Here is a 26,493-nt window from a genome sequence, read left to right as displayed (position 1 = left end):
AACGGAGAGCTCTCCGCTAATAAATAAGCGGAGAATTGTCCATTTAATTACTCTGCAAGGACGGCCCATGCAATATGTGAAGCTCGGTCACTCCGGCCTTGAAGTATCGCCCATCTGCGTCGGTTGCATGGGCTTCGGAGACCCCGCGGTGGGTCATCCTCGCTGGTCGCTTGACGAAGAAGCCAGCCGCTCGCTGATCCGCCATGCGCTCGAAGCTGGCATCAACTTCTTCGACACCGCGAATCTCTACTCGAACGGAAACAGTGAGGAGATCGTTGGCAAGGCGCTCAGGGATTTCGTCAACCGGGACAGCGTAGTGATCGCCACCAAACTGTGCGCGCCCATGCACAACGGTCCCAATGCGTTCGGCCTGTCGCGCAAGATGATCATGACCGAGGTGGACCACAGCCTGCGACGGCTCGGCACGGATTATATTGACCTCTACCAGATTCACCGCCGCGATCAGACCACCCCCTGGGAGGAGACACTGGAAGCGCTCCACGACCTCGTAAAAGCCGGCAAGGTGCGTTATCTCGGCGCGTCTTCGATGATGGCATGGGAATTTGCCAAGGCGCTGCATCTTCAAAAGACGAACGGCTGGACGCGATTCATCTCAATGCAGGACAATTACAACCTTCTCGCCCGCGAGGAAGAGCGTGAGATGCTACCGCTTTGCGCCGATGAGGGTGTACAGACCATCGTTTACAGCCCACTGGCACGCGGCCGCCTGGCGCGTCCGTGGGGAACGACCACCAGGCGAAGTGAGACCGAGCCCGCAGGCGCTGAGCAGAATGAGGCCACCGCTGCCGCCGACCATCAGATCATCGATGCGGTGAACGCCATCGCAACCGAACGCAGCGTCAGCCCGGCGGAAATCTCGCTTGCCTGGCTGCGCCGCCAGCCCGTCGTCGCCGCATCCATCGTCGGAGCGCTCAAACCCAAGCACATCGACGATGCTATCGCAGCGCTCTCAATCGCCCTCACTGACGATGAAGCGAAGCGATTGGAAGCTCCTTATACGCCGCGTCGTGATGACCAGGGTACATCCGACCCGGCCGCGCTCGCCCGGATCCTGGAAACGGTAAGCGGATTTAAAAAGGACACGCCAGATCTCATCGAAAGAAAGTAACCCGAACCGCCTGTTATCAGCACCATTCCCGTTTCGGTCATAAACCGTTGTCCTTCTCCGCACGCATCAGTCAGCGATTTCAAGCTGCACAAGATCGGCAATCAGTCCCGGACCTGTCGGCTCCCATCCCAATACCTGCCGCGTCAGTTCGCTGGAGGCCCGCATGTCGAAACCTGCGAACATCGCGAAGCGCCCGAAGAAAGTCGGTGCCTCATCCGGCAGGATTGATCGGACCGGCAGGTCCAGGCGACGGCCGAGCGTCTCGACGATATCGCGCATCGCCACCCCCTCTTCGGCCACCGCATGCCAGGCGGTGCCTGTCGCCCCCTTTTCAATAGCCAGTCTGTAAAGACGGGCAACATCGAGCACATGCGCCGCAGGCCAAAGATTGCTCCCATCGCCCACATAGGCGCAGGTGCCGTTCCGACGGAACGTCTCGATCAGCGGCGTGATGAGCCCCTGCTTGGCTCGGTCATGGACCTGCGGCAGACGCACCACTGAAGCGCGGATATCCTGCGAGATCAGCGCCAGCGTCGTCTGCTCGGACACGCGCGGGAATGGGAAGTCCGACGGAATAACATCCTTTTCGGTCGCCACCTGGCCAGGTGGCGCCAGTCCCGCCAGTCCTCCCGTGGCAAGAAACGGCTTGTTGGAGCCGGCAAGCGCGGACCCGATTGCCTCGATGGCGCGACGATCTGTTTCGCAGCTTGCCAGGAAGTTCGACCAGTCATGAATAAACGCCAGGTGAATCACGGCATCCGAAGCCGCCGCACCCTTTTGCAGGCTGTCGAGGTCCTCAAGCGTTCCTCGCTGCACCTCAGCGCCTATGGCGGCAAGCGATTGAGCCCCCTCATCCGAACGGGCGAGGCCAAGCACCTCGTGGCCGGCGGCAATCAGCTCCCTGACGGTCGGCATACCGATGAACCCGGTCGCGCCGGTGACGAATATACGCATGAGCTAAGTCTCCCGTTTTCAGATGAAGACAAATCTCGGTCCATGCCCTATTCTGGTAAAGTAGTGACCTTATCGTATTATAAAGATTAACAGGATGAGCGAGCACCAGCACGTTGAAAAGCGGCTCGGTACCTGGCTGAAAGATCGCCGCGCGAAGCTTGATCCGGCTGCCTTCGGCCTTCCCTCGGAACGCCGCCGTACGCCAGGCCTGCGCCGCGAGGAGGTCGCGCAGCGGGCCAACATCAGTCCGACCTGGTACACCTGGCTGGAACAGGGGCGTGGTGGTGCCCCGTCAGCCGACGTGCTGGATAGGATCGCCCGCGCCCTCATGCTGACCGACGTCGAGCGCGAGCATCTGTTTCTACTCGCCCTCGGGCGCCCACCCGATGCGCGGTATCGCAAGAGCGGCACCGTCACGCCTCGTCTGCAACGTGTGCTCGACGCGTTGGACCCCAGCCCGGCGGTGATCCGGACCGCAACCTGGGATGTGCCGGCCTGGAACCGGGCGGCGACCATTATGCTGGGGGATTACGGCGCCCTGCCGCCGGCGGAACGCAACATCCTGCGGATCATCTTCCTCGACCCGCGCTCCCGTGCCATGCAGCCCGACTGGGAAAGCATGGCACGCTACGTGGTGAGTGCTTTTCGGATCGAAACAGCGCGCGCCGGCGCGGCGGATGAGGTCACTCCCCTGGTGACGGAACTCTGCCGGCTCAGCCCCGAATTTCATACGATGTGGCATGAGAACAGCGTCACCGAGACACCCGTCGACATCGTCAAGCACATTGACCATCCGGTCCTCGGCTCCTTCGCCTTCGAACATTCGATATTCTCGGTCGATGGCCGGCCGGATCTGACGCTGGTTGTCTACAACCCCGCGACACCGGAGGACGCGGAAAGAATCAAGGGTTTTCTGCCGCATGACTGATCCTGACCGAAACCACGGGCGAGCTGCCTGGATCAGATAGAACGTCTCGACAAAACCCGAGACAAATCAGTTCGCGCTCAGATGACCTGACCGCCGGAAACTTCGATCCGTTACGAATTGACCCCGCGATTGCCCTCGGACAGCAGCGAGGCGATCATCGGGCCGATATCGTCTGGCAATCTCGGGCACCCGAGCACGATCGCTTCCGCGAGGTGCCGGGCAACATCCCCGGATTGTCCCGGATAACGACCCCCGAGAAATCCGTCTGGATTGCGTCGTGCGGGCTGGTGCGCTCGCCGACAGCGACATGCTGGGACGGCATGAAATGCCCACAACATCCGAGGCACTTGAGGACCATCAGATGATCGGCTTCGTGTCGTCGCGCACTGGCTACCCCCTGCCTCTGGAGTTCACGCGCGGAAACGAGGTGATCGAGGTGACACTGCCGACACGGCTCTCGGTCAGTAGCGTTGAAACCAGTGCCGCCGCTGCGCAGAAAGGCTTCCGCCTCGTGCAGGCGCCACGTTACCGCTTTATCAATGATCTCGAGAAGGGGCAGGCTGATTGAGGTTCGGGCAGATCTTCCATCGACGCCCTCACCGCTCTCCGTGCCATATCCAAGCAATCGACAGCTTTCTCCGCAGGTACGTGTCTTAGTCGACTGACTGATGGATATTATCCGCCCGAGACTTCATCCGGGCCAATGAAGCCTCCGGCGTGCAGCCGTATCAGACTGGAGCTTCGAAGCTACCAGGACTTTGATCAGTCGCCGTCCATCCCGCAGTGCGCTCGGGACTGGCCGAAGCCAGCGCTTTCGCTACGCCCGCCGCGTCCAGGTCCGCGCCATAGACCGGTGTTCCTGGCTGCTGGCGCCAAGATTCCGCCAGCGGCCCGGCATCAACGGGATCAAATCCAATGTCGTCGACCAGTCCCATGACGGTTTTCTTCGCAGCAACATCGTCCCCCGCGACTGGCAGCGCGATCCGGTTCGCCGTGCCCACGGGGGTTCCATTTTCCAGCAGGTGCTTCGCATAGATGTTGTTGAAGACCTTGATGACCGGACGGCTGATCTGCTCCGAGACCCAGACGCTTTCCACCTTCCCCGCTTCGATGGCGGCGATGCGGCCATCCCGCTCGCGGGGGTAATAGTTCCCGGTATCAACGACAACCACGTCAGCCGGAACATGTTCGAACGGCCTGTAGCCAAGGGCAGGAATGTTCTTCTCGGGGATGGTGACGACGATCAGGTTCACATCCCTGACTGCATCCGCGACGGTAACGGGTTTCGCGCCGCTTTCCCTCGCCAGTTCGGTCAGGGTCTGTGGGCCGCGTGAGTTGGCGATCTTCACCTCATGACCACAGGCCACAAACCTGCGCGCCAATGTGCCACCAATCTGGCCTGCGCCTATAATGCCGATCTTCATGTCGTCGTCTCCCGGTTTTTGAGCACTGTTTTCGATATGGGGCGCCAGCGGACAAGGACTAGTCCGACATGTTCATTTGTGAACGCTCTTTTCCTCAAACCGGAAGGAATTCAAGGAGGCAATCTGCTTCAGCCGCGTTCCAGAAGAAGCCGACACTGGGACATGGTTTGGGCCAATAGAGCAGGATCAACGCCTCTGCTGAACAAATAGCCTATACATCGGGAGGACTGGAGGCCGCCGTTCCGCTCAGTCGGCGTTACGCATTTTATTCCAGATAAGCACCGGACAGGCGGCATCCGCTTCATTTTGGATATAAAGTGCCTATCCCGATAATAATGGACATTCATGGATGAACATAATTCAATATCAGACAGGATCTGAACAACTCTTCAGGCGATAAGTAAAAACACTTCGGTAAATCCGCAGTTCGTCTAAAACGAATTCTTAGTTCTCACCTGCCCCTTGCCCAAGCCTGTGACCAGATCTGAATCCGTGAGATTGGGCATGCCATGCGATCAGGAACCCGGAAACCGCGAGGCCCAGCACAGCCCATGGGAACGACATAGCGCCCCACGTTTCAAGCAACATACCGCCCAGAAGTCCCCCACCGGCTATCGCGCTATTCCAGACGACGACATTCATCGACAACGCGACATCCGCGCCCTCCCCGGCTGCATCGGCAAGTGCCGTCTGGAGCAAAGTCGCAGCCCCTCCAAATGTCAGACCCCATATTGTGACGCCGATCATGATCACCGCAGGCGACGTAGACCCGATTGCAAAAAGACCTGCAACAGCAGCGAATATCGCGAGACTGGTCAGAACGGACAGACGCAGGGCGTGATCGACCATACGACTGGTCAGCAAAATTCCAGCAAGAGCAGCGAGACCAAAAAGCAGCAGGATGCGATCCGCCCGCCCTGCCAGCCCAGCCGGTGTGATGAACGGCACGATATAGGTGTAGAGAACATTATGTGCGAGCATCCATGTCACCACGACGCCCAGAACAGACCGTACACCCCGGGTTCGAAGAACACGCCCGAACGGCAGACGCTCGTGTTGCGCGACACCCGGAAAATCCGGTATGCAGGCCAGAACCCAGACGATCAGCAGGAGGGTCAACCCTGACATGATCCCGAAGGCCAGTCTCCAGCCCACGACAGCGCCCAGCCATGTTCCGACGGGCACGCCTATCGAGAGAGCAATCGGCGTGCCCACCATGGCAATGGCCAGAGCCCGCCCCTGCTGAGAACGTGTCACCATCCTGCGCGCATAGCCCGCCAGCAATGCCCAGGCGAGACCTGCTGCCGCACCCGCGCCGTAGCGGGCAACAAGGATCATTCCGTAATGCGTCGAAAACGCTGTGATTGAATTGAAGATCACAAAGCCGATGATCGCCAGCAGGAGAACCCGCCTCCGTCGCCAGCGCTGCGTGGCCAATGTCAGGGGGATCGCGGCGCTCAGGGAGCCCAGGGCATAAGCGGTGACCATCTGTCCTGCCAGCGCAGGAGAAACATGCAGGCTGGCCCCGATCTGGGACAGCAGACCGGCGGGGAGCGTTTCGGTCATGATGCAGATGAACCCGGTCATGGCCAGTGCGAGCAGACCAGCGATAGGCAGCCCGTCATCGGCGCTCTGCCCGGGTGGTGTCGTATTGAGGGTCATACGGCTCTCATATATGGATCGATTGGTATGTATATAAGGACTACAAAATCTTGGCAATCACTTCTGGATCACTTAATATGAAAGTCTTTCAGAAGGAGCAGCAGCATGGCGCGGACAGGGCGTCCTCGTGAGTTTGACAGGGACAAGGCAATTGACGCCGCCACGGCACTCTTCTGGGCACAAGGCTACGAACCAACTTCCCTGACGCAGCTCAAGTCGTGCATGGGCAACATTTCGCCCGCAAGTTTCTATGCTGCGTTTGGCTCGAAAGAAACCCTGTTCCGCGAAGTCGTGCAGCATTATCTGGCGACCTACGGGCAGGTCATGGCACCCTTATGGGACGAAAATCTGGCGCCGCGCGATGCAATTGAGCAGACGTTGCGTGGGTCGGCGCGCATGCAGGCTGCCCGGACGCATCCCTTTGGCTGTCTGGTCGTATCGGGTGCCAGCAACTGCTCGCCCGAGAACGAACCTGTTCAGGTTCTTCTTGCGGAGGAGCGACAGCGGACGCGGGCTGGCATCAAGGCCTGCGTGGAACGGGCGATTGCCCACGGCGTGTTGCAGGATTGCGCAGCAACAGAGGCGTTGCCCGGTATTCTCGCGACGTTTTTCCATGGCATGACGTGCGAAGCCAGGGATGGGATGACGTCAACGCATCTGGATGCGGCAATTACCTCTCTTCTGACGTTGTGGGATGCCAATGCGGTGACACCGGAGGCAGGAAAACAGTCAGACAGATGATAACGATCCCGGCACAACTCGGGTCTTAAAGCTGCATCTTCGGTACTGGTCGATCCATAATTCCTTGACCCTGCTTTGAACGCGCATTATGGACTGATCGGTACGGAAGTAAATTCCGGAACATATCGCCGTGTCTCGGCCAAGGAATCCGGTTATGAGCAAACAGGACATTGCATTCGTCACGGGCGCCAATCGCGGCATCGGATACAGTATCGCGAAGCATCTGATTGCCTCGGGCATCAACGTGATCGGGACCTATCACTCCAACGAAGACGAGGCGAAAGCTGCCGAAGCCGCCCTCGTCGGCGAAAGCGCAAAACTGCGTATGCTGCGGCTGAATATCGCGGACCATGAGTCGTTCGCGGATTTTGCCCAGCAGGTCAAAGCACTTCTTGCCCATGAATTCGGACAGCAGACGCTGAGTTATGTGGTCCAGAACGCGGGCAATATCATTCACACTCGCTTCGATGCTGCGACATCGGAACAACTCGACAACCAGTATAACATCCACTTCAAGGGCCCCTACTTGCTGACGGTGGCTCTCCTGCCCCTGATCCGGAATGGCGGTCGCATTCTGAACATTACCTCCGCCGCGACGCGTTTCTACCTGACGGATCATGGGCCTTATTCGGCCATGAAAGCGGCAACAGAAGTCATCTCGCTCTATATGGCGAAAGAGCTGGGCGAACGGGGGATTACCGTCAACGCCGTCGCCCCTGGGGCGATCGCTTCGGATTTCGGCGGTGGTCTGGTCCGTGACGATGCCACGATCAACAAAAGCCTTGCAGAGATCACCCCCTTGGGGCGGGTCGGACAACCCGACGACATTGGTGCCGCAATCCGTGCACTTCTGTCTGACGACATGCGCTGGGTGAATGGTCAGCGCATCGAGGTGACGGGAGGTCAGTCGCTATGACATTCAGATACTCACAGCCAGGAGTGGCCCCATGATCCATGTTATGGCCAGCAGCGTCATTCCTGCATCGGTTCCCTCCGTCTGGCAGTTGGTCCGTGATTTCGGCGCCCTTGGACGCTGGTTGCCGGGCGTACACAGCTGCGTGATTGAAGGTGATGAGTCCGGTGACCGTGTCGGGGCAATCCGCCGTGTTGAGATGGGCGATGTCGGCCTCATCCGTGAACAGCTTCTGGCGCTGTCCGATGTGGATCATGCGGTCACGTTCTCGATCGTTGAATCAGCCCTGCCGATCCGGAACTATCGCTCTACGATCAGCCTTCTTCCCATAACGAAGAGCGATCACACGTTCATCCAGTGGCGGGGGCAGTTCGAGGCGCCTGTCGAGCAGGCCGCCAGCATGGAGGCCCGGATGCCGACACAGATCTATCAGCCAGCCTTCGATAGACTGGCTGAGATACTGGCCTCAGATGCACCATCGCCATGACCAGTTTTTATGGCAAATCCGTCCTCGTGCTTGGCGGAAGTCGCGGGATTGGCGCTGCAATCGTGCGCCGCTTCGCCTCGGATGGTGCAAAAGTCGTGTTCTCGTATCTGTCTTCCCCTGACGAAGCTCAGGTGCTGGCTGCCGAAACCGGAAGCGAAGCCCTGCGCGTCGATAGTGCTGACCGTGATGCTCTCATCGCGCTGATCGCGTCACTCGGCCCTCTCGATGTGCTGGTCGTCAATTCGGGCATTCTTGGCGCGGGCGATCCCCTGAACATGCCACCGGATGATATCGACCGACTTTTCCGCATCAACATCCATGCGCCTTACCACGCGGCTGTTGCTGCTGCCCGGACCATGCCCGACGGGGGCCGTATCATTTTTATCGGCTCCGCCAATGCCGACCGTATGCCGATGGCCGGGCTTGCTGCCTACAGTGCCAGCAAATCCGCATTGAAGGGTATGACCAAGGGGTTGGCACGTGACTTTGGCGCGCGCGGCATCACCGTCAATGTTATCCAGCCCGGGCCTACTGATACCGACATGAACCCTGCCGGAGGGCCACTGAAGGACGTGATGCACGGCTTCATGGCGATCAAACGCCATGCCAAGGGTGAAGAAATTGCGGGACTGGTGGCGTATCTTGCCGGGCCAGAAGCCGGCATCATCACTGGCGCTGCATATAACATCGATGGCGGCTTCACTGCCTGACGGACTGGTTTATCCCTGACAGCCTGCTGACAAAAAGGACCGAGGACCATGCTCCACCCAGCTTCCAACGCCTCCCGATCCGGCACATTCAGGATCGGCGGCGATCTCGACATCAACCGGCTTGGTTTTGGCGCCATGCGCATTCCCGGTCCGGGGATGTGGGGGCCGCCTGCCGATCATAACGAGGCCATCCGAATACTGAGACGCCTCCGGGAACTCGGCGTCAACTTCATCGACACGGCTGATTCCTATGACGAAGAAATACGGCGTGCATCCGACCCAGATCGCCCTCGTCTGGGTCCTAAAACGCAACAAGGTGATGCTGCCAATCCCGGGGTCCTACAAGGTCGCTCATCTGGAGCAAACGTCGCCGCGGCCGACATCACACTCTCCAATGAAGACTTCGCAGTGTTGGACTGCAGAAGGCCGAAAGGCGTTTCAGTCAACGCAGTAGAGAATTATACGTGGACAGTTAAAGCCCCAGATCATGTGGCAGGCAGCTAAATACGTGAACGCCTGACATTTTCGCTTTCGATGTAAATAAGGCTGCTCCAATGAAAATTTACGACTGGCCGACAGGGCCCTATCCCGCTCGTGTTCGGATTGCGCTGGCAGAGAAGAATCTCCAGTCCGACGTCGAATTCGTGCCGATCAACTTGTGGAAGGGCGAACACAAGAGGTCCGGTTTCCTCGCCAAAAATTACTCCGGAACATTGCCAGTTCTTGAACTGGACAATGGAGTGGTTCTCGCCGAATGTACGGCGATCACGGTCTATCTTGATGCGCTAGCCGGCGACCCCATGTTGACTGGTCGAACGCCGCTTGAGAAAGGCGTGATCCAGATGATGACCAAACGCGCCGAGATCGAGATGCTGGACGCCATCAGTGTCTATTTTCATCATGCCACACCTGGTCTTGGTCCCGATGTGGAACTCTACCAGAATCAAGAATGGGGACTTCGTCAGCGTGACAAGGCTCTGCGCGGAATGCATTACTTCGACGCTGTGCTGAGGAAACAGCCCTTCATAGCCGGTGAAGCTTTCTCGATGGCGGACATTGCAGTCATCGGGGGTTTTATATTTGCAGCAATCGTAGAATTGCCGATCCCGCAGGAATGTGTGGCACTTTCAACCTGGTTCGAGAGGATGCAAGAGCGTCCGAGCGTTCGGAAGCAACTGGCAATTGTTCCGCCAAAGCACTGATGTACAACGCAACACCAAACGCGTGGACAGCTTTCACCTTCGGGGCCGACATGAATTCGCGAAATTCGTTTTTTTGACAGCGACTACCACTTCCTGGAGCTCCCAACAGTCCGTGGACGGATCAGTTCTGCCCAATCCGCAATATCTTTTGAGATACGTTCACGAACCAGTCGGAGAGCATCTTTGCCCCAGAAAAGTTGCGGTGGGGGCGTCTGACGCAACAAGCTGAAGCACTGCCGCGGCGAGTTTCGCCGGATCGTCTAGCTGGCCGCCACCCTTCTCGTGTCCACCTTCAAAAAAGTGTCTGGGGAGCGGCTGATACCGGACGATTTTTCGAATGTCGTTCTATCGATATTGAATGTTGCAGAACAAGCCACGCCTGTGCCGCGAAAAATAGCCCTATAGCGCCTCTCTTGCGGGCAAGAGGATATTCTGCAATCAATAGAAACGTCATTGTATTATAGTCACTCTTATATTTATCCTTGTGAATAAATGGAATACCTCCCGGAAAAAGATCCATAGCAGACAGTATGGAAAGATATTTAGGAAAATTTCGACCAATATATAAAAGAGGAATTTAGGAAATCTCTATTTTAATGTGATATACAAGACAGGATATAGGCAATTTTCCGGAAAGAGGTATCTACTTTTTTCTCGTTGCTAAAGAACGGATATTCTATTCTTCTCGCACCGCTGCCTTTAGGTACGTGATACTGCAAGTGGCAAGCCTGCAGTATCACGTCTCAAATAGTTCTGGTTCGAAGGTTAAGGGGTAGCAATAGCGTCAAGGCGCGCCTGAACATCAGCGGACAGTTCCAGCGTTGCCGCCGCGAGATTTTCGGCCAGATGAAGGGGATTTGAAGTTCCCGGGATAAGAAGCACGTTGGATGACCGGGCCAGCAACCAGGCCAGTGCCACTTGCAACGGAGTACTTCCGAAATCGGCCGCGATCTTGGACAGGGCATCGGACTGTATCGGGCTGAACCCACCCAACGGGAAAAATGGAACATACGCGATGTCCTGTGCGGCCAGCACGCCGATCAGTTCATCATCTTTTCGATGGACGAGGTTGTAATGGTTTTGCACACAGACAACTGGCGCAATCGTCTGTGCTTCGGCTACCTGCGCAGCGGTTGCATTGCTGAGGCCAAGATGGCGGATGAGGCCCTGCTCTCTCAAAACAGCCAGTGCTGAAAACGGTTCTGCCAACGACCCTTCTTTGGGAGCATGAATGTCTCCCATCAGTCGCAGATTGACCACATCAAGCCGTTCCAGTCCCAGATTACGCAGATTATCATGCACGGCTCTGGTCAGGTCCTCAGCGCTCTGGGCTGGCTTCCATGATGCATCCTCACCACGTAGCGCGCCGACCTTGGTCACGATCACAAGGTCATCACCATAAGGGTGCAGCGCCTCGCGAATGATCTGGTTGGTGATATGTGGGCCATAGAAATCGCTGGTATCGATATGATTAACGCCAGCTTCGACAGCAGCTCGTAACACAGCAACAGCAGCTTTACGGTCCCGCGGCGGCCCGAAAACACCAGGGCCAGCAAGCTGCATCGCTCCGTAGCCCATACGGTTCACAACGCGGTCGCCGAGTATAAAGGTTCCGGCATTGACGCGACTGCTCATTGGTATCTCCTTGATAAGGGGTGCATACCAAACATGGACTACGTTCAAATGATCGATAAGCTGGTCAAACCTGAACGGGCTGTACGGAAAATCGCACAATGTCACTCGAGCTTGATGATCTTTCGGCGTTCGTCGCCGTTGCGCGTGCGGGAGGTTTTCGCGAGGCTGCGCGCGTTTCAGGTTCGTCAGCATCGGGACTTAGCGACGCTTTACGGCGACTGGAAACCCGTCTTGGTACCCGCCTGCTTCATCGCAGCACGCGTAGCATTTCGCTCACCGAAACGGGTGCCCGGCTGTTCGAACGGCTCTCGCCTGCGCTTGCCGAGATCAGCGCCGCACTCGATACGGTTCATACGCAAACCGATCAGCCTGCGGGGACGATCCGTCTCAATGTGCCGGCCAATGTCGCCAGGACCGTACTTCCGGGCATTCTGTCGCCTTTCCTAATCGCTTACCCGCAAATCCGCATGGAAGTCACGGTCGAGGACAGTTTTGTTGATATCCTCGCCTCTGGCGCGGATGCAGGTATCCGTTATGAAGAGCGTCTGGAACAGGACATGATCGCAGTCCCCATCGGGCCGCGAACTCAGCGCCTTCTGACTGTGGCCGCACCATCCTATCTGTCTATGAAAGGACGTCCCCAGCATCCAGGTGAGCTGCTGGAACACGCCTGTCTGCGCCTTCGCTTCTCCGGTGGAGCGTCAGCCATGTGGGAGTTCGAGAAAGACGGTGAGGTTATTCGCCTCGATCCACCAGGGCCCTTATTGGTTCAACCCGGATCGGCCTGCGATCTTCTGGTAGAGGCTGCCATAGCGGGTCTTGGCATCGCCTGTCTGTTCGAAGACTGGCTGGCTCCGCACATCCGTAACGGTGCGCTGGACGTGGTGCTTGAAGACTGGGCCACCCCTTTTTCTGGGCCTATGCTTTACTATTCCGGCCGTCGCCAGTTGCCTCCGCCGCTCCGCGCATTCGTCGATTTCATTCGCTCGCATGCGTCTGAGGCTTAATAATAGCTGATATTTTGATCCACAATGACTGCCGTGCTGGCTTTTCGTTGAGCGGGAGAAAGCCCCTCAGAGAGCAATGGTGGGATTCAGAGAAGCACAAGAGTTTAAAGCTTACCATCGCATAGAATACCGGAGGCCCTCGTCCACGGAAAAAGTCACCTCCAGGAAACACCGTCCGATCGTCTCCGCCACCCTACAATGCGAGACCAGTCAGTTAGTGGCGGGAATGCTAGTGACGGCGGTATCAGGCCGCATGCCAAGCTCCGCACCAACGAGACGCCCGATGAGGCTGGTGCCCCCGATAAGCAGAATGTGCGTTGTCATCGCAGTATCAGATTTGTAATGGCATCGGTGAGTTTGCCGAATGGTGGCTGAAGCAGCATTGCTGCATTGAAACGGCCCTGCCGGTACACACCACGGGCATGCGTGAGCGCGATGAAGCCTTCCTTTCCATGATACGCTCCGATGCCACTGTCCCCCACGCCACCAAACGGCAGATCGTCCTGCACATAATGCATCAATGTGCCGTTGATCGTGACGTTTCCCGAAACTGTGCGCTTCAAAAGCCTGTCGCGTTCAATACGGTTGTCGCCAAAATAATACAGGGCCAGAGGCCGGGGACGCGCATTGATGAAGGCAATTGCTTCATCAAGGTTCCTGTAGGTCAGCACAGGCAGGACAGGCCCGAAAATTTCTTCCTGCATGACCGCCATTTCAGGTTTGACGTTCAGTATGAGAACCGGCGCAAGGACATGGCTGGCGGCTGAATCGCTCCCCATCCGGATAATCTTGGCGCCATGCTCCTCAGCATCACGGATCAAACCGCTCAGCCGCTCATAGTGATGCTGGTTGAGAATGGCCGTATAATCAGGAGATCCCGCATACCCGCCCGGATGCAGCTTTTTCACGGCCTTCTGATAAGCCGTGGCGAACGCATCCCTGTCGTCTTCATGGACCAGCATATAATCGGGCGCGATGCAGGTTTGCCCGGCATTGGTCAGCTTGCCGAATGCTACCCGGTCCACCACCCGCCCCATGGAAAAACCGGGCTCAATCACCACGGGGGACTTGCCCCCTAATTCAAGCGTGACGGGGGTCAGGTTACGCGCCGCCGCTTCCGCAACCTTCTTTCCGACCGCAGTGCTGCCGGTGAACAGGATATGATCAACGGGCAGAGAAGAAAATGCAGCGCCCACTTCACCGTTTCCCGTGACAACAGAAATATGCTCCGGCGGAAAGGCGGCCCGCACGATCTCGCCAATCACCTTCGATGTGGCTGGAGTGAATTCCGAGGGCTTGAGCATGGCTCGGTTACCAGCGGCGATTGCGGTTGCCAGCGGCACAAGGGCCAGCGAGACCGGATAGTTCCATGGCGCGATAATGCCTACAATACCTACCGGCTGCCGGACCACCCAGGCACGACCGCACTGGAAATAGGCCGAGACGTGGCGACGTTCCGGCTTCATCCAGCGCCCCAGATGCGTAATCATATAATTGATCGACTGCACCAGTGGGATGAGTTCCACGATGGCGCTTTCACGCTCGGATCGCTGTCCGAAATCCATTTTCAGGGCGTGCACGATGTCACCGCGCCGCTTCAGGATTTCGGCTTTCAGGCGCCGCAGATCGGTCCGGCGCTGTTTCAGGTCGGGTGGTCCATCACGCAGAAACGCGGCACGCTGGCGGTCGAGAATACGGTGCAGGTCAGCAGGCGTAACATCGGACATCACGTCCTCCATGTTTACAGGAGAAACTTGTGTGGGCACAATATGGAGCACGACGATCTGGTGTCAATAAAAGTTTCTTCTGTAAACATGAGCCTCACAAATGAGTGAAACCAACGACCGCCCTTACCACCACGGTGATCTGCGCCGTGCCCTGATCGACACGGCACTTGCCATGCTGGCCGCAAACCAGAACTGGGCCTTCACCCTGCGGGAAGTGGCGCGGCGTACGGGGGTCAGTCACGCGGCTCCCTACAAGCATTTCCGTGATCGCGAGATGCTGTTGCGGGAACTGGCCTCGATCGGCTTCGTCAGGCTTGGAGAGACCATGACAGAGGCCATGTCCCCAGCCAGGCCTTCCACGCGTGCGCAATTCGTGGCCGCAGCGCAGGCCTGTATCGCGTTTGCCTGTCAGAACCCCGGTCTTTATCGGCTGATGTTCAGTTCCGATGCCGACAAGACGATTGATCCGCAGTTGCACGCCACGGCCATGAGCACTTTCGGGATTCTTGTGGGTCTTCTGGAAAGAGGACAATGTGACGGAAGCTTCCGGCCGGTTGCCGTCAACGCGCTGGCGGCGGCCAGTTGGGCGCAGGTGCATGGTCTGGCCATGCTGGCGATCAGTCATCAACTGCTTGAAGAGAAGGTCGGGCCAGCGCCGGTTCCGGCCGCACTGGACGTATTGCTGGATGGGATGTGCTGCCCCGATTGATTGAGCTACCACACGATGTTCGCTTTTCGGAACTGGTAATGCTTTCCTTGATGATCAGCATGAAGGCAAAAACGGACTGACCGCTTCCGCCGGCACCCAGGACATTCAGATCATTCCAGAATGGACCGGAAAGCAGACAGTCGTGGCGGGCTATGTCATTTCCGATAAGTGCGCTGGATCAGCACCGTAACCACGGTAAGCAGGCCAGCGCTGCCAGTCAGCAATGTCAAGAGTGCTAGGGCAACGCCGATCTGATCAATCAACAGACCTGTAACCCACGGTAGGATACCGCCAAGCAGATAGCCGCCCGTCTGGGTTAGCCCGGCCAGCCGTGTCGCCTCTGATCTGCCGTGTGCGAAATCCAGAGGCTGGAGGAGCGCTATCGGGAACAGGCCTCCCGTCGCAATTCCGATCATCAAAGGTGCCAGCCATGGCAGCGGCTTTGCGAGCAGCAGGCTGAGCGTACCCAGAATGGCGAGGCCGGAAAAAATTAGGGCTGCCTTGATGGTTGTAAGTTTCAGAGCGCGCATGATGACATGCATGCAAAAACTGATGCTCGTCTGGAACAGCATCATGATGGCGACAAGAAGCCCTGCAGTATGGTCAGAATAGCCCAGGGCACCATACAGGGACGGCAGCCACGCTATTGCGACGTAATTGATCCCAGCCTGAAGACCGAAGAACAGCGTCAGTCCAAGAATGCCGCTCCGGCTGATCGTGAGAGAGGGCTGTGACGCGGAGCGCGCAGGCGCGGGGATATCCTCGCGCCATAGTATCCAGCAGAACCCGGCGAGTGCCGCGGGAAGCGCCCAGAAAGCCAGACCCAGCGGCCAGTTCCCGGTGGCGTCACTGATGCGGGGCGTTCCGAAAGCGGCCAGGGCCGATCCCACGCCCATACTGGCGGCATAGACGCTCATGGCCGCAGGCGCGCGGGAGGCAAACTCACCCTTGATGAAACCCGACAGCAATGGCCGGATGATCGCGTCGCCTACGCCAACGCCGACGGCCGTGAAAAGCAGCAGCCCATAGCTGCCACCATCAAAGCGAAGGAGCAGGACGATCGTCAGAAGCGCCAATGCCATTATCATGGAGCGTTTCAGGCCAAGTCGCCGTTCCAGCATATGCCCGAGCGGAGAGAGGCCGCCCATGCACAGGACAGGAAGTGTGGTCAGCAAGCCCAGTTCTGCGTTGGAGATGGCAAGAGTTCGTTCGATCCGGTCGAGGATGGGAGAGAGGGACGCAATTCCGGTACGCAGGCAGATACCGGCACCGAAGATCATCAGCCAGGGCAGAAGCGTTTTGGCGGAACGTGTCATGCCCTCTGCTATACAGGCTGATTTTTTATCCAGCGCTCGACAGGATGCCATAAACTGTCGAAAATATGCCAGATGAAGCAACTCCGATCCCTGCAGGCCAGCAGTCTTGCTGATCCCACGCCTCCCACAGAGCTACGTCCAGTGCGCGTGCATGCGGAGCATCATGTGGAACCTGCGGATGTCGAACCTCATTGTCACGCTGATCTCGGGCAACTTCTCGCAACCACACATGGCGTGATCCGCGTCACGACCGAAGATAACCAGTGTCTGGTGCCCCCCGGCCGGGCACTCCTGCTGCCACCGGGTATTGTGCATGCTGTTCACAGCCCCAAGGAAAGCAGGCTGCGTGCCGTGCTGATTGCGCCGGAGATGTGCCGTGATTTTCTGCCAGCCTGTCGCATCATTGCCCTTACAACGTTGGTGCGGGAACTGATTGATGCGGTTGCCAGATGCCCATCAGATTATCCCGTTCCTTCACCGGCGTCGCGCATGGTGACGGTGCTGCTGGACCAGATCGCATCGGCACATTCCGAACCGCTGGGTGTACCACGTCCTTCGGATACACGACTGCGGCGTGTCACGGATGCGCTGATGGCCTCTCCGGCGGATGGCCGCTCACTGTCCGAATGGCAGGCTGTGGCTGGGGCCAGCAGTCGGACGCTGGCCAGGTTGTTTGAAGTCGAAACCGGCATGAGCTTCAGTCATTATCGTCGGCAGGTGCAGATGCAGGCCGCCGTTGGCATGCTGGCATCAGGCCTGCCAGTTGGAGAGGTCGCACACGCACTTGGTTATTCCACGGCATCCGCGTTTGCGTTTGCATTCCGCAAGACCCTCGGCAGTCCGCCCAGTCGATTTCGTGACCAGGTTGAATGGTCCGGTTGCCGGACTGTTTAAGAACGAAAGATTTCGTTTTTCGTCGAAGACACTTGGCCCCGAGGCGATAAGTCCGACCGGCAACTCTCGCCGTTATGTCGGACATACATACCTATGAACAGCTTTCTGCACAGCGGACATAAGCGGCACAGTGTTTTTTTAGCCGAGCTGGGGCTGACTTTGCCTGTTCGCTTAGCAGCCAGCTGACACGCGCCTCCAAACTTGGATCTAGATCATATGGACCTATATTCGCCTTTCAGGGTCGCCCTGTGGATACGTAAAACATAGCCAGCATGGCGGGTGTAAAGAAAAATAGGCTGGCGACACACATGAGAGCTGATGGGAGACCATAATTTCCCGTAATTCCAACGATCGAGAAGAATGGGATTGTTGTTCCAAGGACAGTGCCTCCGAGGGCTGCTCCGAAACGGAAGTCAGAAAAATACTTACAAACGTTAGGGAGGATATTCCGGACGTACCAATGTGCCAGCCAGACCGCAAAGCCAGTTACAATGGGGAAAATAAGCCAATTCGGAACGCCCAGTCCTTCAGCAATGAGCGCCATATCACCATGCGAACTCATTGCGCGAAGGGGAGCGTAACTCCAGACATTGAAGACATTAAACGCCGCCAGCCAGGTGAATAGCCACATGCATGTGAGACTCCAGACTGTCTGTAGAGGTTGCTTGCCTATAGCGCGCAAAACATGGCCACAGATTATACTGCCGCCACCGTTAGCAATTAGAGGGCCTGCAGCAGCGATTAATGCTCCCTGTAGTCCACTGTGTGCGGCGAAGATTGGTGCGTAACGAACGTTTTCGTCGATCTGCTGCTGCATGAGAATATTATCTATGGTCGGCTTTCCATAATTCAGAGCAAGAGGATTATCTTTCCAACCGAGTGCCCATGCCGTGAATGAATGAGCGAATTCATGCAGGAAAAAATCGACTGCGTGAGCGACGATCACAGAAAGAAAGACTATCATCCCATAGATATATGGAAGAGCCATTTGCTGCGTTGCTTTTCCAATGCCAATCAAGTCCGATATCCTGTCTCGAGTAATATCAAAATAAGCTTGTATCGATATTCTGATTACGACATAGGAACAATACTCTTGTGGCGGCTTTCCGGAGATCGTTCAGATGCCCCCGTTGTGCGAGATAAGGGCGAAAACGGTAGGCCTGCTTATACCGCATTTCCGATACACCGATTATAGATATATCTTCCGCAAAGCGGACCGCCTGAGAACCTAAAATCCAGACAGCTACTGATCTGTTCCTGGCCGCCCAGTAATTTGGGAACAGGAAAACACCCTTGCGTCTGCTCGGAGGTTGCAATTGTTTCGTCGCCGGTTGCTGCCGTAGGCTAGATTCCAATCGCATACCCGTCCTGACTACCCGCCATCATACGGCCATAAGATTTGTTGCCAAAGCCATGCACACGACGACCATCACGATAGAAGTTGTCCGTGCAGCCGTTGATGACGAGCCCCCCACGTGTGGTGCCTGAGCCGGATAGCGACCGAAACAACCAAGAAAAGCTTGAACGTACAACGTTCAACGATGAGGCCTGGGCCGCGACGGGGACCGGAACAAAACTTTCCAAGCCAATTTGCTTCAACGACGGAGAAGAAAGCCGGTTACGGCCGAACCCGGGTCCAGAGATCGTTGAACGCGATTCTATCAAAAAAAGCAGTTCCTGCGATGACGCGACCACCGCGCATTGTCAAAAACCATGCGTAGCTGTTGTCGTAAGGTTTACCGTCATTAGCGATGCCGTGACCGTCGAAATGTACGATCACCATATCCCGTCCTCATAAATCCCATGGATGCGCACAGGCCTGAACTTGGTCGATGATCTGTTGAACCGTGCAACAAAAGGCAGGTTTGTCTTCTCGTTGAGCTCGGCTTTACCGTTCGTCGTTCCGGCAATCAGCGAATGGCCGACGATCGTCCATCGAATATCCTCAGAGATGAGGGCGATAAAGGGCGCATTCGTTCCCCGGCTCCATGCCTCAAGAGCATTGCGGACAATATCTTTATTGCTCTGGTTAGTGGAAACGTTTGGTTTAGCGTGAACCACCGAACCTATCATTCCGACTGAGACGGCCGCTGCCGATAACACTGCTCGTCGGCTTGGATGTTTCGTATTCATCTGCTGGTTGCTTCCATAATAAGGTAACTGCGTTGTTTCGTATCCGGTCACGAATTCCGATTGCGCACGAATGGTTGGTTCCGCGAAATCTGACGCAGATCCCAGGTTGGCACTAGTCGTCCGATCCGGGATGCTCTACTGAAAATTGACCATGAATGACCGTCCCGGGCTCAACGAGCTTTCCGCATTTATTGCGATCGCCACCCAGCGCAGCTTCCGAAAGGCGGCGGATGCCCTGGGGCTCTCTGCCTCCACGCTCAGCCATATGATGCGCACCCTGGAGCACAGAATGGGGGCTCGGCTGCTCAATCGAACCACACGCAGTGTCTCGCCGACCGCCGCGGGCGAAATGCTGCTTGCCCGTCTGCAACCCATATTACGTGATCTCGACATCGCCTTGGCCGAGGTCGACGAATTTAGCGGGCAACCGAGCGGCATCTTGCGCATCAACGCCTCGGAAATTGCCGCGCTTGTGCTTCTGCGCTCGGTCATTCCGACTTTTCTCAATCGGTATCCCAAGATGCATCTGGATCTGGCCGCCGAAGGGAAGTTCGTAGATATTGTCTCGCAAGGTTTTGATGCGGGAATTAGGCTTGGGGAGTCAGTTCCGCAGGATATGATTGCCATTCGCTTTGGTGGTCCAGCCCGGCTTATTCCAGTCGCGTCTCCTTCCTATCTTGCTATGCATGGAACACCGCAAACGCCGGACGATCTTGCCGGACATAACTGCGTCCGGTTCCGGCTACCGAGCGGCAAGCTCTTCCACTGGGAATTCGAAAAGAACGGTCAGGAAATATCTGTCGATGTTAACGGTCACCTAACGCTCGACCGCGTTGATCTCATGGCAGAAGCCGCACTTCTTGGACTGGGAATAGCTTTTGTACCGGAGCGGACCGCCCTGCCCTTTATCGAAACCGGTCGGCTCACGGGGCTGCTGGATTCCTGGTGTCCAAAATTTCCCGGCCTGGTTCTTTACTATCCCGGGCATCGTCTTGTTCCTCCCGGACTTCGGGCTTTCGTAGACGTCCTACGCGAGACAGAATCCCAGCTGAGCATCGGGGACTGACCAGGCCCTCGCTAGGGGGCCTTTCCGATTGCTGCTCTTTTTTCATTAAGCCGTGCCAATTTGAACCGATAGTCGTGAGTGCCCAACAACCTTAACTAGGTGCAAGAACAAATACACTTTCCGTCGTATTCACCCAGCGGTCTGTCGGCGGAAAGACGCTCCAGCACCTAGGAACCGTCATGACAAAAACATGGTTTATCACCGGTACCTCATCAGGTTTCGGCAGAATTCTCACCGAGAAGCTGTTGGAACGGGGCGATCGTGTAGCTGCCACCCTTCGTCGCCCGGAAGCACTTAACGAACTCAAAAAAACGTTCGGCGACCTTTTATGGATCGAAGCTCTGGATGTAACTGATACGGCTGCCGTCAGACACTGCGTTGACAAAGCGTTTGCTGATCTTGGCCATATTGATGTCATCGTGAACAACGCCGGTTACGCGCTGTTCGGTGCCGCCGAGGAACTTACGGACGATCAGATCCGTCGGCAGATCGACACCAACATCATTGGCTCGATACAGGTAACACGTGCGGCACTCCCTCACCTTAGGGCCCAGGGCGGAGGCCGGAGCATGCAACTCTCTTCAATGGGCGGCCAGATCAGCCTTCCGGCATTAAGTCTCTATCACACGACGAAATGGGCAATTGAAGGCTTTTTTGAATCGGTCATTCAGGAAGTTGAATCCTTCGGCATCGAGGTCACATTGGTCGAGCCTGCAGGAGCGCGCACCAATTTTGCGTATGGCAGTATGGATAACGCCGTGCGCATGGACGTCTACACAGACACGAAAGTTGGCGAATTTCGGAAGGCGCGAGCCGCTGGCGATTATCATCCGGCCCTTGACCCGGATAAGGTCGCCCTGGCGATGATGGCGTCCCTTCGGACAAGCCCCGCGCCGAAAAGACTGACGCTTGGCAGCGATGCCTACAAGCTCGTCCATGCCGGGCTTAGTAAACGACTGGGGGCGCTGGAAGCACAAAGAGACATCGCGCTTTCCGCCGATTACGACCCAGTTCGATAGCATTCAATACCGTATTGACCGGCGCATCATTTCATCTGCGCCAGAAACATGCCCGCCAAGAGCGAATACTGACAAATCAGGAAACCATCATGACGAACAAAGTTATCGCGATCACTGGTGCCAGCAGCGGTATCGGCGAAGCCACAGCACGCCACCTAGCCAGATCGGGCGCCATCGTCGTTCTGGGCGCACGTCGCGTCGAGCGCCTGGAAAAAATTGTGTCCGAGATCAAGGCCTCTGGCGGAGAAGCGCTGGCAGTCAAACTCGATGTGACTAGCCGGGAGGATATGACGACCTTTATCGAGACCACCGTTAATCGCTTCGGTCGCATTGATGTCCTGATTAACAATGCGGGCGTCATGTTGATTGCTCCACTTGCAGAGACAAAGGTGGACGAATGGGATCGTATGATCGACGTCAACATCAAAGGCGTGCTCTATGGCATTGCCGCGACGCTGCCGGTCATGCAGCGTCAGGGCAGCGGTCATGTCATCAATGTTTCGTCAGTGGCCGGACACCGGGTCGGTAAGGGCGCTGCCGTCTATTGCGGCACGAAATTTGCCGTGCGGGCGATTTCGGAAGGCTTTCGTCAGGAGGTGGGCGGCACAATCCGCAGTACGATTATTTCGCCTGGAGCAGTCACAACCGAACTCCCAGACCATACCACAAGCCCACAGGTCGCCGAGGCAATGAAAGCCATTTACTCGACTGCGATCGACGCAGATGCCATCGCAAGGGCTATTGGTTACGCCATTGAACAACCCGCTGATGTCGATGTGAATGAAATCTTCATTCGACCGACAGCACAGGAACTCTGATGAATAGTTCTGACGCCTTTGCGTAACTGATTATATTTTTCAGAGGTGCGGCCAGATACACCACTGACTGCGCCGACATCATCAGTCAGGATGGGAGAGAAGTGAGTCTTCTCTAATGTTCCCGCCCATACCCGCCCATCCACCCTCTCAAGACCGTCATCCACCCAATCGTAACCCGGAGGGCCTTCCATGCCTGATCATAAGCTTACCCTTATCAGCCACGCACTTTGCCCTTTTGTTCAACGCGCAGCGATTGTGCTTCTTGAAAAGGGTGTGCCTTTCGAGCGGATTGACGTCGACCTGAAGGCCAAACCTGACTGGTTTCTTGCAATTTCTCCAACGGGCAAGGTTCCCCTGCTCAAGGTGGCGCGGCCAGACGGACCAGATGTCGTGCTTTTCGAAAGTGTGGCGATCTGTGAATATCTGGATGAAACGCAGTCCTCCCCGCTCCTGCTTCCTGCCGATCCCATTACGAGATCGCAACATCGAGCCTGGATCGAGTATGGAAGCGGGGTACTGGCGGATGCATGGCAATTCCTGAATGCCAAAGACGTGCCAACGGCGCAGAGCAAAGGTGCTGCATTTCGGGGTCATTTGAGCCGACTGGAACAACTCCAGGGATTTGGTCCCTATTTCGGCGGTGCTACATTTGGACTTGTAGATGCGGTATTCGCACCGATTTTTCGCTATTTCGACGTTCTGCCTGACGCTGTGGGTGCCCCTTTGTTTGAAGGTCTGCCGAAGATGTCAGGATGGCGTCAGGCTTTGAAAATTCGGCCGAGTGTCGCACAGGCTGTGGGGATCGATTATGGAGACCGCTTTAAGCGCTATCTGTTCGAGAATGGCGCGATACTCCACTGATTATTATTCTGACCTCAGGCCACGAGGGCGTGGTGCTTTTTTGGCCATGTTGGTGTCCCGTGATGCAGCTCGAGACGTCTGATGCGCTCTTTCAGCGAACGGCTTATCAAAGGTTTCCAGCTGTGGCCGGTCATGGACCTGATGATAGAAGAAGTTGGAAAAGCTGATCTGAAACCCTCGCTTTCCAGAAAACGAGCTTCATCGTGAACTATCAGGGTTTTACAAGATCAAGCTTCTGAAAGACGGCTACCGTCCTGAATCCGGGCATTCAACCCATCTATTTTTTTCCGACAAAGCGGACATAAATATTGTCCGCACTATACTCGACGGCTTGCTCGACATTTCGGCGCAGAGCAAAACGTCAGCTCCTTAAGCTGATGTAAGACGGGACGGCTATCCATTTATTTTTCAGGATATTCACATGTCGCTTCCTGACACGCTCACCATTTCTCCCTCCGTCCTCTATTTCGGTACGCCTGTGGCACTCGTTGGCACAGCAGACAGCCAGGGTAACGCGAATATTTCGCCCGTTTCTTCACTCTGGGCTTTGGGACAGACCATTGTGCTGGGGCTGGGTACAACCGGATGCGCGCTCGCCAATATTCGTGAAAGAGAAGAGTGTACAATCAATCTTCCATCGGCTGATCTGTGGCCTAAAGTCGAAGCGATTGCTCGAACGACGGGAAGTTCGCCCGTGCCCGCGGACAAGGCTGCAATGGGGTATGTCCACCATACAGACAAGTTTGCTTTGGGAGGCTTTACACCCGTGCCTTCCGAGGCGGTCGGGGCTCCACGCATCGCCGAATGTCCTCTGCAACTGGAGTGCCGCCTTTCGGCGCTTCATGGTGATGAGTCCCGGGGATTTGTCCTCGTCGATCTGACGGTAAAGCGCGTTCATGCTCATCGCGATATCGTCGTCGGCGGGACGCATCACATCGACACTAGCCGCTGGCATCCCCTTTTCTTTATCTTTCGAGAATACTTCGGCGATGCGCACCCCTTAGGTCGAAATTTTCGTGCAGGCTGCTGAAAGCCTTTCTCAGGAACACGCCCAGAGGTTGGCTACCCGTTGCGCTTCTTCAGGCCTGTCCGTAACCAGAACAAGCTGGTGGTCATGATCGCTATAAAGCGTTTCGATATTAACGCCTGCGTCAGCCATGCGCCCGGTCAGAATTCCAAGCTGCCCCGGAACAGCCTGTTTGAGACGCAGAAGAACAACCTCCCGGACACGCCCGACCGCTATTCCTGCGTTGCCCAGAGCCTTGCTGGCCGCTGCCCCGTCTTCAAAGAGGAAGTGCGCCACGCCTCTGCCTTCGGTCACCCACGCCCCGCCCCCTTCAACGCTGATTCCTGCCTGGCCGAGGGCAGTCCCCATCCGCCCCAAAGAGCCAGGACAGTCTTCAAGAAGAATTTCCACATCAAACATGATCATTCTCCACGGCTGCATGGACTGCCCTGCTATCGGACGGTGCTTCCTCCCGGTCGCTCAGCCCATAATTCCGGACAACCTGCGCAACCCGCAAACGATAATCCGAAAATACGCCGTCCCGCCCTGCCGCCTGTGCCATGCGATGCGCTGACAGACGTCTCCAGGCTGCAACGGCGTTTTCGTCCCGGAAAAACGATAATGACAGCAGCTTGTCCGGGTCAGTCAGACTCTGGAAGCGCTCGACTGAGACAAACCCCTCCACGGTCTCAAGTTCGGACTTCAGATGTGCAGCTAACGATGCATACTGCTTTTTTCCTTGCCGCGTGGGCCATGCTTCGAACAGAACAGCGATCATACTGGGTCTCCCGGTTGTTTCGGGATGATCTTAGGAGCTTGCGATGTCCGGATGTTTCGGTGCAGATCAAAGCATGAAAGACGGCCCAGACATCGCGCGAATTGCTGCTCTGATTGGTGATCCTGCACGTGCTAACATTCTGACAGCCCTCATGTCTGGCAAGGCCCTGACCGCGACTGAACTGGCCTCTGAAGCAGGTATTTCAGCGCCTACAGTCTCAGGTCACGTCCGAAAGCTGATGGATGGTGGTCTGATCGTCGGGTGCAGTCAGGGGCGACATCGTTATTTCCAGTTGGCCGGTCCGCACGTTGCGAACCTGCTGGAAGTCATCATGGGATTTGCAGCGTCTCAGGGGCATTTGAGAACGCGTCCAGGGCCTCGAGATCCCGCCCTCCGAGCGGCGCGTATCTGCTACCGACATCTGGCAGGCGAAGCCGGTGTGCGGATGTACGACAGTCTTCTGGCTCGGGCGTTTCTGGTGCTCGATGGAGACGCGTTAAGCCTCACGCAACAGGGAGAAGGCTTTCTTGTTTCACTGGGAGTGGACCTGGCAGGTTTATCGAAGAAGCATCCCCCGCATTGCCGGAACTGTCTGGACTGGAGTGAACGCCGGTATCACCTTGGAGGTCCACTGGGCCGAAGTCTCATGGACTTCATCATTCAACAGGGGTGGGCGCTTCAAGCCCCCGGCAGCCGAGTTATCCGGTTCACAAAAACGGGCCAGAAAGCATTCGAAAGGATGTTTCCCCTTTAAAACGAGGTGAAAACAGACCTGTTTCGCCGTCATGTGGGACGTTAAGCTGTTTTTTTGATCTCATAAGTGAACATTATCTAAATACGCATCGGTTGTTCGCCATATAGTAACCTTCGTATCCGTTTCATAACGGATTGTCGTTGTCTCGAAAGCGGATCATACTTCAGTGCGATAATTTGATGAGGGCGGGCATGACTGTTCTGGGGCTGAACCACATCACTCTGGCCGTGGCGGATGTCCAGCGATCCTTGACGTTTTATCGAGATATTCTGGGCTTCAGAGTGCGCGCGATCTGGGCAAAAGGCGCATACCTTGAAGCTGGTAGCCTCTGGTTATGCCTGTCTCGCGATGGTCATGTGAGACAGACACCGCATGCAGACTATACGCATATAGCCCTCAGCGTTTCCGAGGATGCTTTCGCAAACATGAGCGAAACACTGATGAGCAACAGCGTGATCTGGAAAGAGAACAGGAGCGAGGGACACTCGGTCTATTTTCTGGATCCGGATGGACATAGGCTCGAAATCCACGTCGGCTCACTTGAGAGCCGATTACAGCATTACCTGAACACGCCCTCGAAAAACGTGCAGGTTCTCTGAAAAACCGCTCTTCGTTCAGCC

Annotated in this window: 30 protein-coding genes and 1 pseudogene; 20 read left to right on the top strand and 11 right to left on the bottom strand. The window is 56.5% G+C overall.

Annotation, left to right across the window (positions count from 1 at the left end):
* Nucleotides 1–67 precede the first annotated feature (67 nt).
* Entirely contained in the window at nt 68–1,129 is a 1,062-nt protein-coding gene (locus GFR01_RS04785; protein WP_099181458.1) for an aldo/keto reductase, read from the top strand.
* A gap of 66 nt (nt 1,130–1,195) precedes the next feature.
* Here GFR01_RS04785 and GFR01_RS04780 read toward each other — a convergent pair whose 3' ends face one another.
* Complete coding sequence (locus GFR01_RS04780) at nt 1,196–2,083, bottom strand: SDR family oxidoreductase (protein ID WP_099181457.1); 888 nt, start codon at nt 2,081–2,083, stop codon at nt 1,196–1,198.
* Nucleotides 2,084–2,177: 94 nt separating this feature from the next.
* Between GFR01_RS04780 and GFR01_RS04775 the strand changes: the two genes are divergently transcribed.
* Both GFR01_RS04775 and GFR01_RS04765 read left to right on the top strand, forming a co-directional pair.
* Complete coding sequence (locus GFR01_RS04775) at nt 2,178–3,011, top strand: helix-turn-helix transcriptional regulator (RefSeq protein ID WP_099181456.1); 834 nt, start codon at nt 2,178–2,180, stop codon at nt 3,009–3,011.
* Nucleotides 3,012–3,336: 325 nt separating this feature from the next.
* A complete protein-coding gene (locus GFR01_RS04765) occupies nt 3,337–3,579 on the top strand; it encodes a type 2 periplasmic-binding domain-containing protein (RefSeq protein ID WP_167384180.1) in 243 nt (80 codons plus the stop codon).
* Nucleotides 3,580–3,739: 160 nt separating this feature from the next.
* Here the strand turns inward: GFR01_RS04765 and GFR01_RS04760 are convergent, their stop codons facing one another.
* Together GFR01_RS04760 and GFR01_RS04755 are read right to left on the bottom strand one after the other, a co-directional pair.
* On the bottom strand, nt 3,740–4,435 hold the full coding sequence (locus tag GFR01_RS04760) for an NADPH-dependent F420 reductase (RefSeq protein ID WP_099181454.1): 696 nt from the start codon (nt 4,433–4,435) through the stop codon (nt 3,740–3,742).
* 444 nt (nt 4,436–4,879) lie between these two features.
* Nucleotides 4,880–6,097, bottom strand: a complete 1,218-nt coding sequence (locus GFR01_RS04755) for an MFS transporter (RefSeq protein WP_099181453.1) — start codon at nt 6,095–6,097, stop codon at nt 4,880–4,882.
* Nucleotides 6,098–6,202: 105 nt separating this feature from the next.
* On the opposite strand from GFR01_RS04755, the gene GFR01_RS04750 reads away from it, so the two are divergent.
* The 6 genes from GFR01_RS04750 (at nt 6,203) to GFR01_RS04725 (ending at nt 10,150) form a co-directional block, all read left to right on the top strand.
* On the top strand, nt 6,203–6,838 hold the full coding sequence (locus tag GFR01_RS04750) for a TetR/AcrR family transcriptional regulator (protein WP_063902729.1): 636 nt from the start codon (nt 6,203–6,205) through the stop codon (nt 6,836–6,838).
* Nucleotides 6,839–6,992: 154 nt separating this feature from the next.
* A complete protein-coding gene (locus tag GFR01_RS04745) occupies nt 6,993–7,754 on the top strand; it encodes an SDR family NAD(P)-dependent oxidoreductase (protein WP_099181452.1) in 762 nt (253 codons plus the stop codon).
* A 31-nt stretch (nt 7,755–7,785) separates the two neighbouring features.
* Nucleotides 7,786–8,238, top strand: coding sequence for an SRPBCC family protein (locus GFR01_RS04740; RefSeq protein WP_099181451.1), 453 nt, complete (start codon nt 7,786–7,788; stop codon nt 8,236–8,238).
* Nucleotides 8,235–8,948: an SDR family oxidoreductase gene (gene bdcA, locus GFR01_RS04735; RefSeq protein WP_099181450.1), complete on the top strand. Its 714-nt coding sequence runs from the start codon at nt 8,235–8,237 to the stop codon at nt 8,946–8,948. Before GFR01_RS04740 ends, bdcA begins: the two co-directional genes overlap by 4 nt.
* A gap of 48 nt (nt 8,949–8,996) precedes the next feature.
* Entirely contained in the window at nt 8,997–9,452 is a 456-nt protein-coding gene (locus tag GFR01_RS16255) for an aldo/keto reductase (RefSeq protein ID WP_244902155.1), read from the top strand.
* A 50-nt stretch (nt 9,453–9,502) separates the two neighbouring features.
* On the top strand, nt 9,503–10,150 hold the full coding sequence (locus GFR01_RS04725; protein WP_099181449.1) for a glutathione S-transferase: 648 nt from the start codon (nt 9,503–9,505) through the stop codon (nt 10,148–10,150).
* 765 nt (nt 10,151–10,915) lie between these two features.
* On the opposite strand, the gene GFR01_RS04715 is transcribed toward GFR01_RS04725, so the two are convergent.
* Nucleotides 10,916–11,785: an aldo/keto reductase family oxidoreductase gene (locus GFR01_RS04715; protein ID WP_099181448.1), complete on the bottom strand. Its 870-nt coding sequence runs from the start codon at nt 11,783–11,785 to the stop codon at nt 10,916–10,918.
* Nucleotides 11,786–11,883: 98 nt separating this feature from the next.
* Here GFR01_RS04715 and GFR01_RS04710 point away from each other — a divergent pair, with 98 nt between their 5' ends.
* Nucleotides 11,884–12,792 (top strand): LysR family transcriptional regulator, encoded by a 909-nt coding sequence (locus tag GFR01_RS04710; RefSeq protein ID WP_099181447.1) that lies wholly within the window; start codon nt 11,884–11,886, stop codon nt 12,790–12,792.
* A 320-nt stretch (nt 12,793–13,112) separates the two neighbouring features.
* On the opposite strand, the gene GFR01_RS04705 is transcribed toward GFR01_RS04710, so the two are convergent.
* A complete protein-coding gene (locus GFR01_RS04705; RefSeq protein WP_099181446.1) occupies nt 13,113–14,519 on the bottom strand; it encodes a coniferyl aldehyde dehydrogenase in 1,407 nt (468 codons plus the stop codon).
* 100 nt (nt 14,520–14,619) lie between these two features.
* On the opposite strand from GFR01_RS04705, the gene GFR01_RS04700 reads away from it, so the two are divergent.
* The gene (locus GFR01_RS04700) at nt 14,620–15,228 is read left to right on the top strand and encodes a TetR/AcrR family transcriptional regulator (RefSeq protein ID WP_099181445.1); all 609 of its coding nucleotides are present in this window, start codon (nt 14,620–14,622) and stop codon (nt 15,226–15,228) included.
* 155 nt (nt 15,229–15,383) lie between these two features.
* On the opposite strand, the gene GFR01_RS04695 is transcribed toward GFR01_RS04700, so the two are convergent.
* Nucleotides 15,384–16,544 carry an MFS transporter gene (locus GFR01_RS04695; protein WP_099181444.1) on the bottom strand — a complete coding sequence of 387 codons (1,161 nt, stop codon included), beginning with the start codon at nt 16,542–16,544 and terminating at the stop codon, nt 15,384–15,386.
* Nucleotides 16,545–16,616: 72 nt separating this feature from the next.
* Here GFR01_RS04695 and GFR01_RS04690 point away from each other — a divergent pair, with 72 nt between their 5' ends.
* Nucleotides 16,617–17,438 (top strand): helix-turn-helix domain-containing protein, encoded by an 822-nt coding sequence (locus tag GFR01_RS04690; protein WP_099181443.1) that lies wholly within the window; start codon nt 16,617–16,619, stop codon nt 17,436–17,438.
* Between the two features lie 235 nt (nt 17,439–17,673).
* On the opposite strand, the gene GFR01_RS15910 is transcribed toward GFR01_RS04690, so the two are convergent.
* The 3 genes from GFR01_RS15910 to GFR01_RS04675 all read right to left on the bottom strand — a co-directional run bounded on the left by GFR01_RS15910 (nt 17,674) and on the right by GFR01_RS04675 (nt 19,622).
* Complete coding sequence (locus GFR01_RS15910; RefSeq protein WP_244902154.1) at nt 17,674–18,456, bottom strand: hypothetical protein; 783 nt, start codon at nt 18,454–18,456, stop codon at nt 17,674–17,676.
* A gap of 600 nt (nt 18,457–19,056) precedes the next feature.
* The gene (locus GFR01_RS15685; protein ID WP_167384198.1) at nt 19,057–19,221 is read right to left on the bottom strand and encodes a nuclear transport factor 2-like protein; all 165 of its coding nucleotides are present in this window, start codon (nt 19,219–19,221) and stop codon (nt 19,057–19,059) included.
* On the bottom strand, nt 19,215–19,622 hold the full coding sequence (locus GFR01_RS04675) for a nuclear transport factor 2 family protein (protein WP_145994550.1): 408 nt from the start codon (nt 19,620–19,622) through the stop codon (nt 19,215–19,217). Before GFR01_RS04675 ends, GFR01_RS15685 begins: the two co-directional genes overlap by 7 nt.
* A gap of 100 nt (nt 19,623–19,722) precedes the next feature.
* On the opposite strand from GFR01_RS04675, the gene GFR01_RS04670 reads away from it, so the two are divergent.
* The 6 genes and pseudogenes from GFR01_RS04670 (at nt 19,723) to GFR01_RS04645 (ending at nt 24,365) form a co-directional block, all read left to right on the top strand.
* Nucleotides 19,723–20,637 (top strand): LysR family transcriptional regulator, encoded by a 915-nt coding sequence (locus GFR01_RS04670; RefSeq protein ID WP_099181440.1) that lies wholly within the window; start codon nt 19,723–19,725, stop codon nt 20,635–20,637.
* A 179-nt stretch (nt 20,638–20,816) separates the two neighbouring features.
* A complete protein-coding gene (locus GFR01_RS04665) occupies nt 20,817–21,656 on the top strand; it encodes an SDR family oxidoreductase (RefSeq protein ID WP_099181439.1) in 840 nt (279 codons plus the stop codon).
* 89 nt (nt 21,657–21,745) lie between these two features.
* The gene (locus tag GFR01_RS04660; protein WP_099181438.1) at nt 21,746–22,474 is read left to right on the top strand and encodes an SDR family oxidoreductase; all 729 of its coding nucleotides are present in this window, start codon (nt 21,746–21,748) and stop codon (nt 22,472–22,474) included.
* A gap of 189 nt (nt 22,475–22,663) precedes the next feature.
* On the top strand, nt 22,664–23,335 hold the full coding sequence (locus tag GFR01_RS04655; RefSeq protein WP_099181437.1) for a glutathione S-transferase family protein: 672 nt from the start codon (nt 22,664–22,666) through the stop codon (nt 23,333–23,335).
* Between the two features lie 148 nt (nt 23,336–23,483).
* A pseudogene (locus GFR01_RS16155) lies at nt 23,484–23,588 on the top strand (type II toxin-antitoxin system mRNA interferase toxin, RelE/StbE family); the annotation flags it as partial.
* Between the two features lie 168 nt (nt 23,589–23,756).
* The gene (locus GFR01_RS04645; RefSeq protein WP_099181436.1) at nt 23,757–24,365 is read left to right on the top strand and encodes a flavin reductase family protein; all 609 of its coding nucleotides are present in this window, start codon (nt 23,757–23,759) and stop codon (nt 24,363–24,365) included.
* Nucleotides 24,366–24,374: 9 nt separating this feature from the next.
* Here GFR01_RS04645 and GFR01_RS04640 read toward each other — a convergent pair whose 3' ends face one another.
* Nucleotides 24,375–24,761: an amino acid-binding ACT domain-containing protein gene (locus GFR01_RS04640; protein WP_167384197.1), complete on the bottom strand. Its 387-nt coding sequence runs from the start codon at nt 24,759–24,761 to the stop codon at nt 24,375–24,377.
* Nucleotides 24,754–25,119 carry an antibiotic biosynthesis monooxygenase family protein gene (locus GFR01_RS04635; protein WP_061509628.1) on the bottom strand — a complete coding sequence of 122 codons (366 nt, stop codon included), beginning with the start codon at nt 25,117–25,119 and terminating at the stop codon, nt 24,754–24,756. The genes GFR01_RS04640 and GFR01_RS04635 overlap by 8 nt, the downstream gene beginning before the upstream one ends.
* A gap of 43 nt (nt 25,120–25,162) precedes the next feature.
* On the opposite strand from GFR01_RS04635, the gene GFR01_RS04630 reads away from it, so the two are divergent.
* Together GFR01_RS04630 and GFR01_RS04625 are read left to right on the top strand one after the other, a co-directional pair.
* Nucleotides 25,163–25,873, top strand: a complete 711-nt coding sequence (locus GFR01_RS04630) for an ArsR/SmtB family transcription factor (RefSeq protein WP_099181434.1) — start codon at nt 25,163–25,165, stop codon at nt 25,871–25,873.
* 191 nt (nt 25,874–26,064) lie between these two features.
* Entirely contained in the window at nt 26,065–26,472 is a 408-nt protein-coding gene (locus GFR01_RS04625) for a VOC family protein (RefSeq protein ID WP_099181433.1), read from the top strand.
* Nucleotides 26,473–26,493 lie beyond the last annotated feature (21 nt).

This window comes from Gluconobacter frateurii, from assembly GCF_002723955.1.
GTDB classification, from domain to species: domain Bacteria; phylum Pseudomonadota; class Alphaproteobacteria; order Acetobacterales; family Acetobacteraceae; genus Gluconobacter; species Gluconobacter frateurii.
Note: the sequence above shows the minus strand (reverse complement) of the source record. Positions and strands in the feature narration are given on the sequence as shown.